The following is a 16,785-nucleotide window of genomic DNA, read 5'->3' on the forward strand; positions in this document are numbered from 1 at the left end:
CAGCTTTTTTTTATTATTTTTCAACTTTACGTTTAAGGTCTCCAATTTGTTGACCTTTGTCTTCGTCAGCTAAAATATCTTCAAAAGCAGGGAGTTGAATTTCTTCACCATATTTTTGGTAAAGAGCAGTAGTCACTAGACGATAAGCCAGACGGGCATTTCTTGATAGAATTGGACCATGGAAATAAGTTCCAAAAGTATTTTTGTAAATTAAACCTTCAGTTTGGTCATCTGGATTATTTCCACTACCATAAACGACGGTTCCTAAGGGTTTTTCATCATCAGAGAGATAGGTAATTCCTGAATGATTTTCAAAACCATAGTAGGTTTCGCCAAATTCTTCATTGTGAGTTTCAATATCGCCAATAAAACGGTCAGTTCGTAAATTTTCAGTATAATGTCCAAGAATTCCTGTCCCCTGAATTTTTGTCCCTTCGGAATTAACATAATACTGACCGAGCATTTGATAACCACCACAAATTGCAAGAAGTGGTTTCTCAGATTCAATGTAATCTTTTAAAGGTGCTGACAAGTCAAGCAGTGATTGGTCAGCGATAATTTCTTGTTCATAATCTTGACCGCCTCCCCAAAAGACAAGGTCGTAATCTTCTTTAGCAAAAGTGTCGCCTAAAGAAACAATATTGAAGGTCATTTCTGCCCCTAATTTTTCTCCGACATACTTGAGCATGAGAATATTTCCATTATCACCATAAGTATTCATTAAATCACCATAAAGGTGAGCCACATTAAGGGCATACTTTGGATGTTCAAGGTTTGATTTTAAAGAGATATATGCCATTTAACGCATTTCCTTTCCAAGATAATGACCTTCAGCCAGTAGTTCACGCATTTGCAACATGGCAGTATAAGTTGCCAAAATATAGACATGATCTTTTTGACTTTCTTTGATTGCCTCTAATACTTCTGAAAGTTCTTTACGCTCGGAAATCTTTTGGGCATCAAATCCAGTCACTCGCATACGTCTAGCCATTTCAGATGAACGAACACCGCCTGTGATAATTTGGTCAATTTCCATGTCATTAATTAATTCAAAATTAGCATCCCAAATCCAACTTGTGTCAATTCCGTCAGCATAATTGGCATTTAAAAGGCTAACTAAAGTGAAAGGATAATTGGCTAATTTCATCATTTCAAGGGCTTGATTCGCACCTACTGGATTTTTTATCAAAACAATGGTTACTTTTTTCCCGTCGATTTCAAGAGTTTCTTGACGACCAAAAACTGCTTTGGAAAGTTCAAAACCAGCCGCAATTGTTTCTTTTGGCACATTGAAATATTCAGCGACAGATACAGCAGCAAGGGCATTGTAGATGTTATAAAGTCCACCGACATTGATTTTATAATCTGTCCCATCAATGACAAATTTAGAAGAAGTATTTGTAATCTCAGATAATTCTGTCAGTTGATAATCTAATTCTGGACGACTAAAGCCACAATTTTCACAAATATAATTTCCTAAGTTAGCATAGGTGTTCATCTTGTAAGCCAAAATATGATGACAAACCGGACAAACAATCCCCTCAGTATTGTAATGAGCATGAGTGGGTTCATGACTTTCGTGATTAAAGCCATAATATTTTACAGGATTAACTAATTTTTTTGAATTGAAAAGTGGACTGTCACCATTTAATAAAACAGTACCTTTAGGGCTATTTGCCGCACCTTTGACAATGAAATCGTAGGTGGTGTAAATCTCGCCATAGCGGTCCATTTGGTCACGGAAAATATTAGTAAACACAAATAACGAAGGTTTGATATATTCAGTGATTTTTGGCAAACTCGCTTCATCAATCTCAAGGACAGCAAATTTCTTTTCGCCAGTTTTCGCTTTGGGAGCTTTGAGAAAAGTTGATACAATCCCCGTAATCATATTGGCTCCAGTTGGATTTGTCACAACTGGTCCAAAAGCCTTTTCTAAAATCCCCACGGTCAGTGCTGTGGTCAATGTTTTTCCATTGGTTCCAGTCACAACAATGATTTCATAATTTTTGGTCAGTGATTTAAGAATTTCAGGGTCAAATTTTAAAGCAATTTTTCCTGGTAAAGTTGAGCCACGCTTGAAAAATTTTTCCAAGACAAAGCGCGATGAATTACCAGCAAACTTTGCAAATGAAGTTTTTATTGTCATAAGCAATATTATATCATAGCCAGTAAGACGAAACAATGTTTCGAGTGACTGGTTTCCAATAATTATGACCGAACGAAGCGTAGGATAGCTGTTGTCACTCTAGTGGCTTACAGATATGCTAGTTGTCACATCAAGAAACGATAATTTTTTCGCTGAGTGAGTAATCTGGTGTCTAGGAAATTTGCCTTAGCGATTTCCGTTTGCCGTTTCTGCTTTAGCAGAATAGGGACAGTGACATTTATATCAAATGCGAGGATTTTTTGCTCTATAAAATTTATAAAAAAATTTATAAAACATATTTGATACTACTAACAAAAAAAAGTGATAAAATAATATCATTATGAATAGCAGAATATTCCAACACAATACATTTACGACACTCTCTAGCGGCTTTTACAAAGGTACAATTACCCTCAAAGAAGCACTAACACACGGCAAAGTCGGTATCGGTACGCTTGATACGGCAAATGGCGAGGTGACAATCATTGATGGCATCGCTTATCACGGTGACTCAGAAAATCAAGTCAGATTAGTTGAAGAAAATGAAACGATGCCTTATGTGGCAATGGTTGAACATCAACCCATCGTTAAATTTACTGACAACTCTGTCAGTAACTCAGAAGATTTTCTGTCAGCGCTGACTAAGCGTTTTCCAACGGCAAATACTGCTTATACGATTGTCATGACCGGTCAATTTAAAGAAGTGACCGTCAGTAGCAAGCCCGCCAATAACACTCGTCCTTATGATGAAATTATGGCTGACCAACCTTATTTTACAAAAGAAAATATCTCTGGTACGATGCTTGGTGTTTGGGCACCCAAACATTTGACTGACCTTTTCGGAATTGGTTTTCATTTGCATTTTGTCAGTGAGGATAAAACATTTACGGCTCATGTCCAAAATTTCATCACTGAAAATCTTGCGATTGAACTTGGCAAAATTACCCAAATTGAACAAGAATTTCCTGATGAGGATGAAAATTTTGACCAGCACTTATTTCAATAATTTTGTCTAACATAGAAGACAAGTTTCTCTAATTTTACTCTTATTCAGAGAGAAACTATTAGTTTTATTAAAATGTAATTTATAGAATATTTTGCTTCAAAGTAAAGTTATTATAGCTATCACGGAACCGCTCCTTACATAAAAAGAGCGGTTTTTTATTGCAAAATATGCTATAATTATTCTAACTGATTTTTAGTTATAAAAAAGCGAAATGGAAGTTCAGTGGACAAAATTAAATTTTAAGTCACAAGAACTCTTATAAAGGAATCAAAATGAATTTACAAGAAATGAACGCGCGTAAGGAAAAAATTCGTAATTTTTCGATTATCGCCCATATTGACCACGGGAAATCAACCCTTGCTGACCGTATTCTCGAGCAAACTGAAACTGTCTCAAAACGTGAAATGCAAGCCCAACTTTTAGACTCAATGGACCTTGAACGTGAACGTGGGATTACCATTAAGTTAAATGCTATCGAGTTAAATTATAAAGCTAAAGATGGCGAAACTTATATTTTCCACCTCATTGACACGCCAGGGCACGTCGATTTTACTTATGAAGTTTCACGAAGTCTTGCTGCCTGTGAAGGGGCAATTTTAGTTGTTGACGCCGCTCAAGGAATCGAAGCCCAAACCCTTGCTAACGTTTACCTTGCTTTGGATAATGACCTCGAAATTTTACCAGTCATCAATAAAATTGACTTACCAGCTGCTGACCCAGAAATGGTTCGCCAAGAAATTGAAGATGTGATTGGTTTAGATGCTTCCGAAGCGGTTCTAGCCTCTGCTAAAGCTGGGATTGGGATTGAAGAAATTCTCGAACAAATCGTCGAGAAAGTTCCAGCCCCTCAAGGTGAAGTTGACGCACCTCTCAAAGCTCTAATTTTTGACTCAGTTTATGATGCTTATCGAGGAGTTATTCTTCAAATTCGTGTGATTGACGGTTCAGTCAAGGTTGGAGATCGTATTCAACTGATGAGTAACGGCAAAGAATTTGATGTTACAGAAGTTGGGATTTTCACGCCAAAAGCAGTTTCCCGTGATTTCTTGATGGCCGGAGATGTTGGTTATGTTGCAGCCGCAATCAAGACAGTTGCTGACACACGTGTTGGGGATACAGTGACACTCGCTTCAAATCCAGCGACCGAAGCCCTAGAGGGTTATAAGGAAATGAACCCAATGGTGTTTGCTGGGATTTACCCAATTGAATCAAATAAATTTAACGACCTTCGTGAGGCCCTTGAAAAACTTCAATTAAACGACGCTAGTCTTCGTTTTGAGCCTGAAACATCACAAGCTCTTGGTTTTGGATTCCGTTGTGGTTTCCTTGGTCTCTTGCACATGGATGTCATTCAAGAGCGTTTAGAACGTGAATTTGGTATTGAATTGATTATGACTGCCCCATCCGTTGTTTATCATATTAATACTACAGATGGTGAAACATTAGAAGTCGCTAACCCATCGGAATTCCCAGATCCTACACGCATTGAAAATATTGAAGAACCATTTGTCAAAGCTCAAATCATGGTGCCAAATGATTTTGTTGGTCCTGTGATGGAATTGGCCCAACGAAAACGCGGAATTTTTCTAACAATGGATTATTTAGATGCAAATCGTGTCAATATCATTTATCATATTCCATTGAGTGAAATTGTCTTTGATTTCTTTGATAAACTTAAATCATCAACCAAAGGTTATGCCAGCTTTGATTATGAAATTTCTGACTATCGTCCATCAAATCTTGTAAAAATGGATATTCTCTTAAATGCTGAAAAAGTCGATGCCTTAAGTTTCATTGTCCACAAAGACTTTGCCTTTGAACGCGGAAAAGTAATTGTTGAAAAACTTAAAAAACTCATTCCACGTCAACAATTTGAAGTTCCAATCCAAGCAACCATTGGAAACAAAATCGTTGCTCGTTCAGACATTAAAGCTCTTCGTAAAAACGTATTGGCCAAATGTTATGGTGGAGATATTTCCCGTAAGCGAAAACTCCTTGAAAAACAAAAAGCCGGTAAAAAACGGATGAAAGCCATTGGTTCAGTAGAAGTCCCTCAAGAAGCCTTCCTCTCAGTTCTCTCAATGGACGAAGAATAAAACATCTTAAAATCACCTTCAAGGTGGTTTTTTGTTACAATAAAAGAAGTAGAAAAGAGGTAGAAAATGAAAATATTTATCGTTGGAAGTACAGGACGTGTAGGTAAAAGCTTGATTAAATCCCTCTCAACAACGGACCATCAAATCTATGCTGGGGCAAGAAAAATTGAGCAAGTTCCTGAATATGATAATGTAAATGCAGTTCATTTTGATGTTGACTGGACTCCAGAAGAAATGGCCAAGCAATTACAAGGAATGGACCTTGTAATTAATGTTTCAGGTTCAGGTGGAAAAAGTTTATTGAAGGTTGACTTATATGGGGCTGTAAAATTGATGCAGGCAACTGAAAAAGCAGGAGTCAAACGATTTATCTTATTGAGTACCATCTTCTCTCTTCAACCAGAAAAATGGATTGGTGCTGGTTTTGATGCTTTGAAAGATTACTATATTGCTAAACATTTTGCCGATTTATACCTTACTAAAGAAACGACTCTGGACTATACTATTATCCAACCTGGAGCTTTGACAGAAGAAGAAGGAACTGGCTTAATTGATATCAACGACGGTGTTTCTGCAAGCAATACGATCGAAGACGTGGCAGATACTATCAAGGAATTAGTAACGACCGATCGTTCAATTGGACAAGTAATTTCGATGCACAATGGGAAAACACCGATCAGAAAAGCACTTGATAGTCTTTAAAATTGAGCTAATATTCAAAAGATACTTAAATATTTAAGTATCTTTTTTGATTACAGTAAAAAATTGACAGAAGGGTCTGTAATATTTTATAATTTTAATGACGCTAAAAAGAAAGCGCTAAACAATAAATTGTCAATGTCCGCGATTTATTCAAAAAAATTTAAGGAGTTTTATGGACACAAAAAAAATTAGATGGTTTACCGTCGCATTTATTGCCTTCAACATGGTTTGGGGTATGGGAAATGTTGTCAACAACTTTGCCCAACAAGGAATTACGGTTGTTACTTCATGGCTTTTGATTTTAGCTTTGTATTTTATTCCCTATGCATTGATTGTTGGTCAACTGGGTTCAACTTTCAAAGATAGTAAGGGCGGCGTAAGTTCTTGGGTTGAAAATACCAGTACAAAACGCTTAGCTTACTATGCTGCGTGGACTTATTGGGTGGTTCATATTCCTTATTTGGCTCAAAAACCCCAAGCAATTTTGATTGCTTTTGGCTGGGTTGGTCAAGGAAATGGGAATCTGGTCAGTCAAATGTCGATGACCGCTGTTGCTCTTATTTCATTAGCAATTTTCTTAGCTTTCTTATGGCTATCGACAAAAGGGTTAAATACTCTGAAAGTTATTGGTGGACTTGCGGGAACAGCAATGTTTGTTATGAGTTTACTTTTCATTGTCATGGCGATTGGAGCACCTTTTATCGCGAAAGATTTCCATATTGCAACGCCTGACATGGGAAATATTAAAACTTATATTCCTAAATTTGACTTTAGTTATTTCACAACTATTTCAATGCTAGTCTTTGCTGTCGGTGGTGCTGAAAAAATTTCTCCCTATGTTAACCAAACCAAAAATCCAGCAAAAGAATTTCCAAGAGGAATGTTTTTACTTGCTGGAATGGTTGGTATCTGTGCCGTTTTAGGTTCAATTGCTATGGGAATGATTTTCTCAAGTGGTAATTTACCAAATGACTTGATGGCTAATGGGGCTTACGCTGCATTCCAAATCTTGGGTCAACACTTTGGTGTCGGAAACTTTTTAATGATTGTCTACGCTTTAACTAATGGTGTCGGACAAATCGCTGCCTTGGCTTTCTCTATTGATGCGCCATTACGTATTTTACTTGCAGATGCTGACCCAGAATATGTTCCAGCATGGTTGCGTAAAAAGACAAACAAAGGAACCCTTAAAAATGGTTATACATTAACAGGAATTCTTGTAAGTATCATTATTCTTTTACCATTACTTGGAATCGGTGATATGAATGAATTGGTTAAATGGTTGACTAACTTGAACTCAGTCGTGATGCCAATGCGCTATCTTTGGGTCTTCTTTGCCTTTATTATGTTAAATCGGGCAGTTAAACACTTCCAATCTGAATATAAATTTATCAAACAAAAACGTCTAGCTATGATTGCTGGCGCTTGGTGTTTCCTCTTTACACTCATTGCTTGTGTTCTAGGAATGGTTCCAAAATTAGACTATGCTGCTAATCCATCTGCATGGTGGTTCCAACTCGCATCAAATATTTTGACACCAATTGTTTTAATCTTACTTGGAATGCTCTTACCTTTCATTGCTCGTCGTGAACAAAGAAAAGCAACAAGTCTTGATTTGGATACAATAGTTACACCAGATTAATTAAAAAATTCCCTGATTTTCAGGGTCTTTTTTTAATTAATTTCAGATTAGAGATAAAGAAGATGTATTCTTAAAAATATCTCAGAATATATTTCAAAAACTGGATTCTATCTATGAGAAAAGCTGACTTTTTGTGCGAATTTTGGTATAATATAGATAATCTGTTTGTCAATTGGGGCAAACTCTTCCGAAAGCAAGAAAGGAAAGTAAAATTTCATTTTAATGAGATTTTACAAGGCAAACATGCAAGACAAAAATGTTATCAATGTCAATTTAGTTGAGGAGATGAAGACGTCATTTCGTGACTATGCAATGTCAGTTATCGTTGCACGGGCACTTCCTGATGTACGTGATGGATTAAAACCCGTTCACCGTCGTATTCTCTACGGAATGAATGAACTGGGGAATACTCCAGATAAACCTCATAAAAAATCGGCTCGTATTGTCGGTGAAGTTATGGGTAAATATCACCCACATGGAGACAGTTCAATCTATGAAGCAATGGTACGTATGGCTCAATGGTGGTCTTATCGTCATATGCTTGCTGACGGACACGGTAACTTTGGTTCAATGGACGGCGACGGTGCCGCAGCGATGCGTTATACCGAAGCTCGTTTAAGTAAAATTGCCATGGAAATGTTGCGTGATATCAATAAAAATACCGTTGATTTCATGGACAATTTCGATGGGACTGAACGTGAACCACTCGTTTTACCTGCTCGTTTCCCAAACCTTTTAGTTAATGGAACCACAGGGATTGCCGTTGGGATGGCAACAAACATTCCACCGCATAATCTGGGTGAAACGATTGATGCAGTAGATATGCTTATGGAAAACCCAGAAGCTTCCGTTACTGATTTGATGTCTGTCATTCCTGGTCCTGACTTCCCAACAGGGGCTTTGGTTATGGGGAAATCCGGCATTCGTCGTGCTTACGAAACTGGTAAAGGTTCAATTACATTACGTGCAAAAACCCACATTGAAGAAATGGCTGGTGGAAAAGAACGCATTGTTGTGACTGAATTACCATACATGGTTAACAAGGCGCGCTTGGTTGAACATATTGTTCGTTTGAACCATGAAAAACGTATTGAGGGCTTGACTGCGGTTCGTGATGAATCAAACCGTGAAGGAATTCGTGTGGTTATTGAAGTGCGTCGTGACTTATCAGCACACGTTATCCTAAATAATCTTTTCAAACTGACAAGTTTGCAAACTTCATTTGGTTTCAACATGTTGGCTATCGAAAAAGGAATTCCTAAAATTCTTTCTTTGAAAGAAATTTTAGTTGATTATATTGAACATCAAATAGAAGTTGTCGAACGTCGTACAGCCTTTGATAAAGCACGTGCAGAAGCACGGGCACATATCTTAGAAGGTTTACGTATCGCTCTTGATAATATTGACCGTATCATCACAATTATCCGTGAATCACAAACTGATGCTATTGCTCAAAAAACAATGATGGATGAATTCCTCTTGTCTGAGAAACAATCACAAGCCATTCTTGATATGCGTTTGCGTCGTTTGACAGGTTTGGAACGTGACAAAATTGAAGCTGAATATCAAGATTTAGTTGCTTTGATTGCTGACTTGACGGATATTTTAGCAAAACCTGAACGAGTTAAGAAAATTATTCGTGAAGAACTAGAAGAAGTTAAACGTAAATTTGCTGATAAACGTCGAACAGAATTGTTAGTTGGTGAAGTTCTTACTCTTGAAGATGAAGATTTGATTGAGGAAGAAGATGTATTGATTACTTTATCAAATAAAGGATATATCAAACGTTTGGCTAACGATGAATTCCGTGCTCAAAATCGCGGGGGACGTGGTGTTCAAGGAATGGGAATGTCTGATGATGACTTCGTTCAACATTTGGTATCTACATCAACACATGACCATTTACTCTTCTTTACAAATCTTGGACGTGTCTACCGAATGAAAGGATATGAAATTCCTGAATATGGTCGGACAGCTAAGGGCTTACCAATTGTCAATCTCTTAAAACTTGATGATGGTGAAAAAATTGCAACAATCATCAATGTTGATCGTGACCAAGCGGCGAAATATCTCTTCTTCACAACACGTAACGGGATTGTTAAGCGGACTTCAACGAGTCAATTTAGCAATATTCGGACAAATGGTTTGAAGGCTTTGAAACTTCGTGAAGGCGATGAATTAATCAATGTTCTTAGAACTTCAAGTGAAGATGAGGTGATTATCGGAACGCACTTAGGTTACTCTGTTCGTTTCAAAGGGGGAATCGTTCGTGATATGGGACGTGCCGCAGCTGGGGTTAAAGGGGTTAACCTCCGAGAAGGCGACTATGTTGTCGGAACTTCAAGAATTGATAATAGTCAAGAAGTCCTTGTTATCTCAGAAAATGGTCTTGGTAAACGAACTCAAGCTTCGGAATATCCAACAAAAGGTCGTGGTGGTAAAGGGATGAAAGTCATGAATGTCACAGAAAGAACTGGTAAATTAGCTGGTTTAACTGCTGTCAATGGTGACGAAGACTTGATGGTTATTACAGATACAGGGGTTATTATCCGTACAAATGTGGCTAATATTTCTCAAACTGGTCGTGCAGCCCAAGGGGTTAAAGTCATGCGACTTGATGATGAAGCACAAATTGTAACCTTTGCACTTGTAGATCCAGTAATCGAAGAGGAAGAAACTGACTCGCTAGAAGTTACTGACGAAGCTCTTTCTACTGACACAAATGAAGAATAAATAAATGAAAGTCTGCCAGTTACTGACAGACTTTCTGATTAAATAAATGGTGCTGACTAGTCTGTCAGTAAAAATTGAACATGAAAAAAATAATAATTTGGGTTGCAGCTGCATTGAGTTTACTAAGTCTAAGCGCTTGTAGCAATGGAAAATCGAGTCAAAAAGATAATCGTGATTTATTAAAAACACCAATCAATAAAGATGTGACAACCATGGGAACTTACATTAAAGTCACTGTTTATGACAAGGATAAAGAAGCAGCAGTTGATAAAACCTTAAAACTTCCTGTCGAATATAATAAATTAACTACTGTTAATCAATCGGGTTCACAAATTGATGATATTAATCAAAATGCGGGAATCAAACCTGTCAAAGTAGACGCAAGTGTCTATGAATTGGTTAAAGCTGGTTACAATTATTCAGCTAAAGATTTAGGTTATGATATTACCATTGGTTCACTGACAAGTCTGTGGAATATTGGGATGGATAATGCTAGAAAGCCTGCTCAATCAGAAATTAACCAAGTTTTGCCCTTGATTAATTATCATGATATAAAATTTAATGATAAAAATCAGACGATTTATCTGACCAAAAAAGGCGTTCGCTTAGACTTAGGTTCAATTGTCAAAGGATTTGTTGCCATGAAAATGGTAGATTCACTCAAAAAAGATGGGGTGACCACAGGAATCGTGAATCTTGGCTCTAGTTCAATTTATGTGATTGGTCATTCACCGCGTGGTGCTGACAGTCCTTGGACGATTGGTATCAAGAATCCAAATGACCCGACCGGAACGCAAATGGGGATTATTGAAGCTTCAAATGAACATGTCAATACTTCAGGTATCTATGAGCGTTATTTAGAAGTTGATGGTCATAAATATAGTCACATTTTAAATCCTAAAACAGGTTACCCATTTGAAAATGATATTGCAAGCATTACCTTATTAATTTCTGGCAAAGATAAGACAAATGGTGACGGTTTATCAACCATGATTTATGCTATGGGGACTAAAAAAGGCTATGAATATGTTGAAAAATTAAAAAATGTAGAGGCCGTATTTGTTGATAAAAACAACAAAGTCTATATCACTCCGGGATTAAAAGATAAATTTCAACTTTCAGAAAAGACTTCTTTTAAAATCGGAAATATTACAAACTTAAAATAATTGTTTAAATCTTGCTATATGAAAGATTTTTTTGTAAATTAATTAAAACTTTTGACTCAGAAGTTGAAGCATGGTACAATAAATAGAAAGTATACATAAAATATATAAAGGTGGTCGAAATGAAAGAGCGCACTAAAAATAAAAAAAGAAAATATAACTGGCTTTTGAATACATTCATTGTTCTTTTATTCATAATAGGATTGATACTAATCTTCAATAAGCCTATTCGTAATATGTTGATTGCAACAAATAGTAATCGCTATCAACTTCATAATGTTTCACAAGCAAAAATAGAAAAGAATAAAAAAGCCGATGTCAGTTTTGATTTTGCCGCCGTAAAGTCAGTAGATTTTCAATCAGTTCTTTCTAATCAATTTGACAGTCAGCCTTTACCTGTAATTGGTGGTATTGCTATTCCCGCATTGAATATTAATCTTCCTATCTTTAGAGGTGTCGGAAATGCTTCACTCTTATATGGAGCCGGAACAATGAAGGCTGACCAGGTGATGGGAGAGGGGAACTATAGTTTGGCTGGTCATAATATGACAGGTTTCACTTCAGATTTATCAATTTTATTTACTCCATTGGAGAAAGCCAAGGCAGGGATGATAATCTATGTTACTGATAAAGATAATATCTATCAGTACAAAATTGATAAGATTGATGTTGTTACTCCAGATCATATTGAAGTAATTAATGATACCCCAGGTAAAAAAGAAATTACTTTAGTGACTTGTGCGGATGCTGAAGCGACACATCGAATTATTGTTCACGGAACCTTTGTTGATAAGACGTCTTACAAAAAAGCGACTGATACCATGAAAAATGCTTTTGAGAAAAAATATAATCAAGTCAAGAATTTTTAATTTAAAAAATATATCAAAAATTTTGTGTAATTCACGAAATTTTTTTCTTTAGAAAGGATGTAACTTTTTAAAAATAAATAAAATTGAAACCTGAGAAACACTATATTATAGAGTATTACAACTCATATAGTTCAAAAAAAGAATGAGTGAAATTTTAATAAAAAAATGTTATGATAACGACATATATCAATTATAGTTAAAGGATAACTAAAGCAGAAAGAAGTTATGAAAAACAAAAAAATAAAAAGCTCGAGGAACAAAAAAACAAAAAAAGTTAAAGCCTGGCAAGAAACTGCCGCCAAGCTTTTGGCGATTCTATTACAATTCGCCTCAATTTATGCTCTAATTGTTGGATTAGTAGGCTGGCTAATGCCTCCTGTTCAAAAATTTATTTCAGGATTTTTATATCTCTTTGCGCTTCCGACTGATTTCAGTATTTTTAATGCCATTGTCCTTTTTATTCTTGCCAGTTCAATTCGCCATCGCAGAAGATTGGCTCTTTGGATAGAGGTAATTTATTTTCAGTTTGCCTTTGTTATTTTAGGAATAATTTTCTTGGCATCTTATTTTTTAGGACTAGTTAGCAAAGAGACTTTAGAGGCAGCTAATTTTTCAATCTTGTCCCTCTCATTGGTCATCCTAGGGGTTCTTGTTTCTTTAGGAACAGTAATAGTAATGATTCTTTCTAGAAATGCTTTTCCTACAAAAATTGTTAATGGAACATGGTGGAAAGCACTGATTATCGCAACGGGAGGATTTGTCAGCTCAATTATTGGTGGAGTAGTGGTTTCATACTTGACCTATCATGGTTCAGTCACACTAGGGCAAAGAATCTTTTATGTATTTAAAGAATCGGTCAGTGATTTTCGTTACCTACTTCCCTTTGGACAAAACATTTTTAATTACAGCTCAGGTAATAATATTTGGGTGAGTAGCACAATCTCAGTCATTATGTTACTTGGTTTCATAAGCGCTTTTTTGATGTTTACTCGCTCTACTCAAAGAGAACTTTCAGCAAATGCTAAACAAGAATTAGCAGTTCGTCAGTTAATCTTAGACTATGGAGATGAAGATTCTCTTGCTTATTTTGCGACTCGTAGAGATAAAAAAGCGATATTTTCTAAAAATAAAAAGGCAGCCATTACTTATCATCTTTTTGGAGATGTCTTGCTTGCAAGCGGTGACCCTATCGGAGATGAAAAATCTTGGAAGAGTGCAGGAGAAGCCTTCTTAAGTCTTGCACGGGCGCATGGATGGACTCCGGGTGTCGTTGGTTCATCGGAAAAAGGAAGCAAAATCTATTATCAGTTAGGCTTAAATGCAACAGTTTTTGGTGATGAGGCTGTGGTTCTTGTGCCAGAGTTTTCTATTGAAAATGCGGCGATGCACGATGTTGCGCAAGTCATGCGTCGGGCAGAACGTGAAAATTACCAAGTGAAGATTCGCCGTCAAGCTGACATCCCTTCTGATGAGTTAATTGAACTCACTAGATTGACAGAGGAATGGAGAAATGGTGATGAGCGGGGATACTCAATGACTTCAAGTCGATTTGGCGACCCAACTGACCAACAAATGATGATTGTGACCGCAAGTGATGCTGAGGGAAATTATCAAGGAATTCTCTCATTTGCTCCAGTTGGTTCAGACAAACTTTCACTGGATACCATGCGTCGCTCGCCGAATGCAATGAATGGTGTAGTAACTTTTATGATTACAAGCCTGATTGAGGCTGGAAAAGAAGAAGGACTGACTGAAATTAGTTTGAACTTTGCAGCTGCCCGCCAATTTTTCATAAATGGAGAGACTTTACAAGCTAATGCTTTGGATAAAGCTGCTCGAAAAGTAATGAAATTTTTCTCACGCTGGTATCAACTAGAGTCTCTTTATCGTTCAAATGATATCTATCTGCCAGAATGGCGTACACGATATATCTGTTATGATAATGGTGGTTCGTTAACCTCAGTTCTTTTTGCGATTGGACAAGCAGAAGGATTCGTTCCGACAAATATTTCATCAAAAATTAAAAGATTTTTCTTCCATGATTATGAGAATAGCATTGAAAATCATTGGTGGGAAAAGACATCTTTTATCAAAAATGTTCATCAGATTGAAGAGAAAAAACGGTTGGAATTGTCAAATGAAAATAATCATGATGATACTTATCTACAAAAACATAATGATTTAAAACAACTTGGGATTGCGCCATACAGCCTTCCAGATACAGATTTTGAGTCAGTTAAAAATCTCCGAATGAATTATGAAAACACTGACGAGTTTGATGAAGAGGAACATTCGATACAAGGAAGACTCGTCAGCTCGCGTGGACGTGGCGCAATATTCTTTGCTGATTTATCAGATAATCAATCAAAGATTCAATTGGTCATAAAACGTGACGTCATCAATGAATATTCTGAATCAGAAAATCGTTTGGAAAATTTTGCAACCTGGAAAAAAGATGTGACTGTCGGTGACAGAGTACTAGTTAAAGGAGTTCTCATGCGGACACAGACTGGAGAATTGAGTTTGCGGGTAAATTCATGGAAGATGCTTTCTAAAACTCTAGTAGAGCTGACAGAAGAGAGAAAAGTAAGTCAAACTACCTTTATTGAACAGACAGAGAAATTTTCTAAGATAAGAGAATCATTGATATTAAATGGTTTCATCGAAGTCGCAAAACAGGAGTATTTAGCTCTGTCAGTGGGCTATGATAAAGTTTTTTCTATACATGATTTGAAAATTAATCTTCTTTGGGCTTACCGATCAGCGGACGATGTCAGAGAATTTCTCAGTAAAGTGATAGATGAGGACTCCTCAGTAAACTTATCAGAGATTTTTCCAGATCCAGAAATGAATAAAGAAGGAACTCCAGAACTTAAAAGAGCACTCTCCTTTGGGTTACCTGCATTTACAATGGCAGAAATCTTTATAAGTGAAGAAACAAGTAACTTAGGAGTAAATAATAAAAATGAGAAAAAGTAATTATTTAGTAGCATTAGCAACCTGTGCAGCCTTACTATACAATGCTTGGATTCTTGCTTTTTGGTTAAATCCAAGTGTTGTCAATTCAAGCCTTTTAAGTGGGCTTTCAGCGCTTAATCAACCTTATCATCAACTTTTTACATTGACAGATATACTCTCAGGCAGTTTTTGTTTTTTACTTGCTTTGGGAATTTTTATGACAGATAAAAAAGAAGACAAGCGTCTTCTTATGATTCTTACTTCGATTGCTGGATTTGGTATAACAGCCGCCTTGGCAGCACTTTTTCCATACGCAGATCTTACTCACAGTGAAGGAATTCCTAACCCATTGAGGGAACCCAAATTATTTATCCATGATGGTTTGAGTGTCCTAGCCTTGCTTTTCATTCTTTTGGGGGTAGTAATCTCCCTTTTGGTTTATCGTAATTTCTTTTTATTAATTCTGGTCATTACTTTTGTAATAACCACTTTACTATCTTTCGTTGCAGGAGCTATTCCACAATTGGTTGGACCGCTTGGTCAGCAAATTAATGCTCTGCTTGGTGGGATTTGGCTTGTTTTTATAAGTTGGCGACTTCTGAACGACAGTTCTCAAGCAACTCATGTGGAGAACTGACCTTTCTAACAGGAGATAATTTAAGTAAAAGGCTTGCCGAAATAAAACCAATTAAAGTGGCAAATAAATGTCCCATGTCCCAAATACTATGTTCAATAAGGACAGGTAATAAGATAAATAAGCCCAAAGCAATAATACTAATCGTGAAAAACCATTTTTTCATTAAAAGGATTGCCGCAGTACAACCGGCAACCATTATATAAGAAACACCAACATCAGTTGCCTTGGCTAAGGAACTTGGAGCATGTCCACTATTGATAGCCCAAAGTTCAATAAAAATTGTTGCGATACTTGCCAAGATATGACCGGATAAAGTAATAACAATAATCCGAGGTGAACCATATTTACGCTCTGCCCAAGCAATAATTGTCCAAAAAATAGCGACATAGATGATAAGACCAGCACCATTATCAGCCACCCAAAAGGCACTGTCAAAAAATACAGAGATTGGACGGTCGGAGACTCGAGCAATACTTGTAGAAGCATGATTAGTTAAAATATTAATCAAATGTTGGGGTGTTGTCCCTTGTACGAGAGTAAAAGCACAAAAAATAGCAGTGTAGGTAAAAGTTGCAGGAGCTGATTGTAGCCATTTTGAAAGAAAAAGCGTGTAAGGAGATAATTTACGAACAAGGTCGTGGATTTTACGAGAAAAATGAGCAAAAAATTTCAAAAGATACCAAATGCAGCACAACATTAGTACAGCCGATAGAAATATCATTTATTTTTTTCCTTTTCCTTTTATTATATCACTAAAGCTTAGAGCTAGGGTACAAGCTTATTTGTGAAATAAAGGAGTGCCAAAAGAACTGCATGATGTGTTTGACTTA

12 protein-coding genes are annotated in these 16,785 nt (G+C 36.6%); 9 read left to right on the forward strand and 3 right to left on the reverse strand.

All coding sequences use genetic code 11. From position 1 onward, the window contains the following. Positions 1–13 precede the first annotated feature (13 nt). Positions 14–799: a lipid II isoglutaminyl synthase subunit GatD gene (gene gatD / locus RSC39_RS07365; protein WP_332536221.1), complete on the reverse strand. Its 786-nt coding sequence runs from the start codon at positions 797–799 to the stop codon at positions 14–16. Continuing rightward, positions 800–2,149: a lipid II isoglutaminyl synthase subunit MurT gene (gene murT / locus RSC39_RS07370; protein WP_063281792.1), complete on the reverse strand. Its 1,350-nt coding sequence runs from the start codon at positions 2,147–2,149 to the stop codon at positions 800–802. It lies immediately after the preceding gene. A 340-nt stretch (positions 2,150–2,489) separates the two neighbouring features. On the opposite strand from murT, the gene RSC39_RS07375 reads away from it, so the two are divergent. From RSC39_RS07375 to RSC39_RS07415, 9 genes are all read left to right on the forward strand, one after another. Then, entirely contained in the window at positions 2,490–3,155 is a 666-nt protein-coding gene (locus tag RSC39_RS07375; RefSeq protein ID WP_011835316.1) for an acetolactate decarboxylase, read from the forward strand. Between the two features lie 272 nt (positions 3,156–3,427). Continuing rightward, the gene (gene lepA / locus RSC39_RS07380) at positions 3,428–5,251 is read left to right on the forward strand and encodes a translation elongation factor 4 (RefSeq protein ID WP_332536225.1); all 1,824 of its coding nucleotides are present in this window, start codon (positions 3,428–3,430) and stop codon (positions 5,249–5,251) included. A 66-nt stretch (positions 5,252–5,317) separates the two neighbouring features. After that, the gene (locus RSC39_RS07385) at positions 5,318–5,953 is read left to right on the forward strand and encodes an SDR family oxidoreductase (RefSeq protein WP_332536227.1); all 636 of its coding nucleotides are present in this window, start codon (positions 5,318–5,320) and stop codon (positions 5,951–5,953) included. A gap of 172 nt (positions 5,954–6,125) precedes the next feature. Continuing rightward, the gene (locus RSC39_RS07390) at positions 6,126–7,595 is read left to right on the forward strand and encodes an APC family permease (protein ID WP_021037160.1); all 1,470 of its coding nucleotides are present in this window, start codon (positions 6,126–6,128) and stop codon (positions 7,593–7,595) included. Positions 7,596–7,838: 243 nt separating this feature from the next. Further along, entirely contained in the window at positions 7,839–10,328 is a 2,490-nt protein-coding gene (gyrA, locus tag RSC39_RS07395; RefSeq protein WP_332536336.1) for a DNA gyrase subunit A, read from the forward strand. Between the two features lie 80 nt (positions 10,329–10,408). Further along, positions 10,409–11,494 carry an FAD:protein FMN transferase gene (locus tag RSC39_RS07400; RefSeq protein WP_332536230.1) on the forward strand — a complete coding sequence of 362 codons (1,086 nt, stop codon included), beginning with the start codon at positions 10,409–10,411 and terminating at the stop codon, positions 11,492–11,494. Positions 11,495–11,613: 119 nt separating this feature from the next. Then, a complete protein-coding gene (locus RSC39_RS07405; RefSeq protein ID WP_063281781.1) occupies positions 11,614–12,360 on the forward strand; it encodes a sortase in 747 nt (248 codons plus the stop codon). 225 nt (positions 12,361–12,585) lie between these two features. Beyond that, the gene (locus RSC39_RS07410) at positions 12,586–15,339 is read left to right on the forward strand and encodes a phosphatidylglycerol lysyltransferase domain-containing protein (RefSeq protein WP_332536233.1); all 2,754 of its coding nucleotides are present in this window, start codon (positions 12,586–12,588) and stop codon (positions 15,337–15,339) included. Then, positions 15,326–15,955 carry a DUF998 domain-containing protein gene (locus RSC39_RS07415; protein WP_332536235.1) on the forward strand — a complete coding sequence of 210 codons (630 nt, stop codon included), beginning with the start codon at positions 15,326–15,328 and terminating at the stop codon, positions 15,953–15,955. The genes RSC39_RS07410 and RSC39_RS07415 overlap by 14 nt, the downstream gene beginning before the upstream one ends. On the opposite strand, the gene RSC39_RS07420 is transcribed toward RSC39_RS07415, so the two are convergent. Continuing rightward, on the reverse strand, positions 15,900–16,676 hold the full coding sequence (locus tag RSC39_RS07420) for a rhomboid-like protein (protein ID WP_063281778.1): 777 nt from the start codon (positions 16,674–16,676) through the stop codon (positions 15,900–15,902). The genes RSC39_RS07415 and RSC39_RS07420 overlap by 56 nt on opposite strands. Positions 16,677–16,785: the final 109 nt, after the last annotated feature.

It is taken from the genome of Lactococcus sp. (assembly GCF_036648155.1).
Lineage (GTDB): Bacteria > Bacillota > Bacilli > Lactobacillales > Streptococcaceae > Lactococcus > Lactococcus cremoris.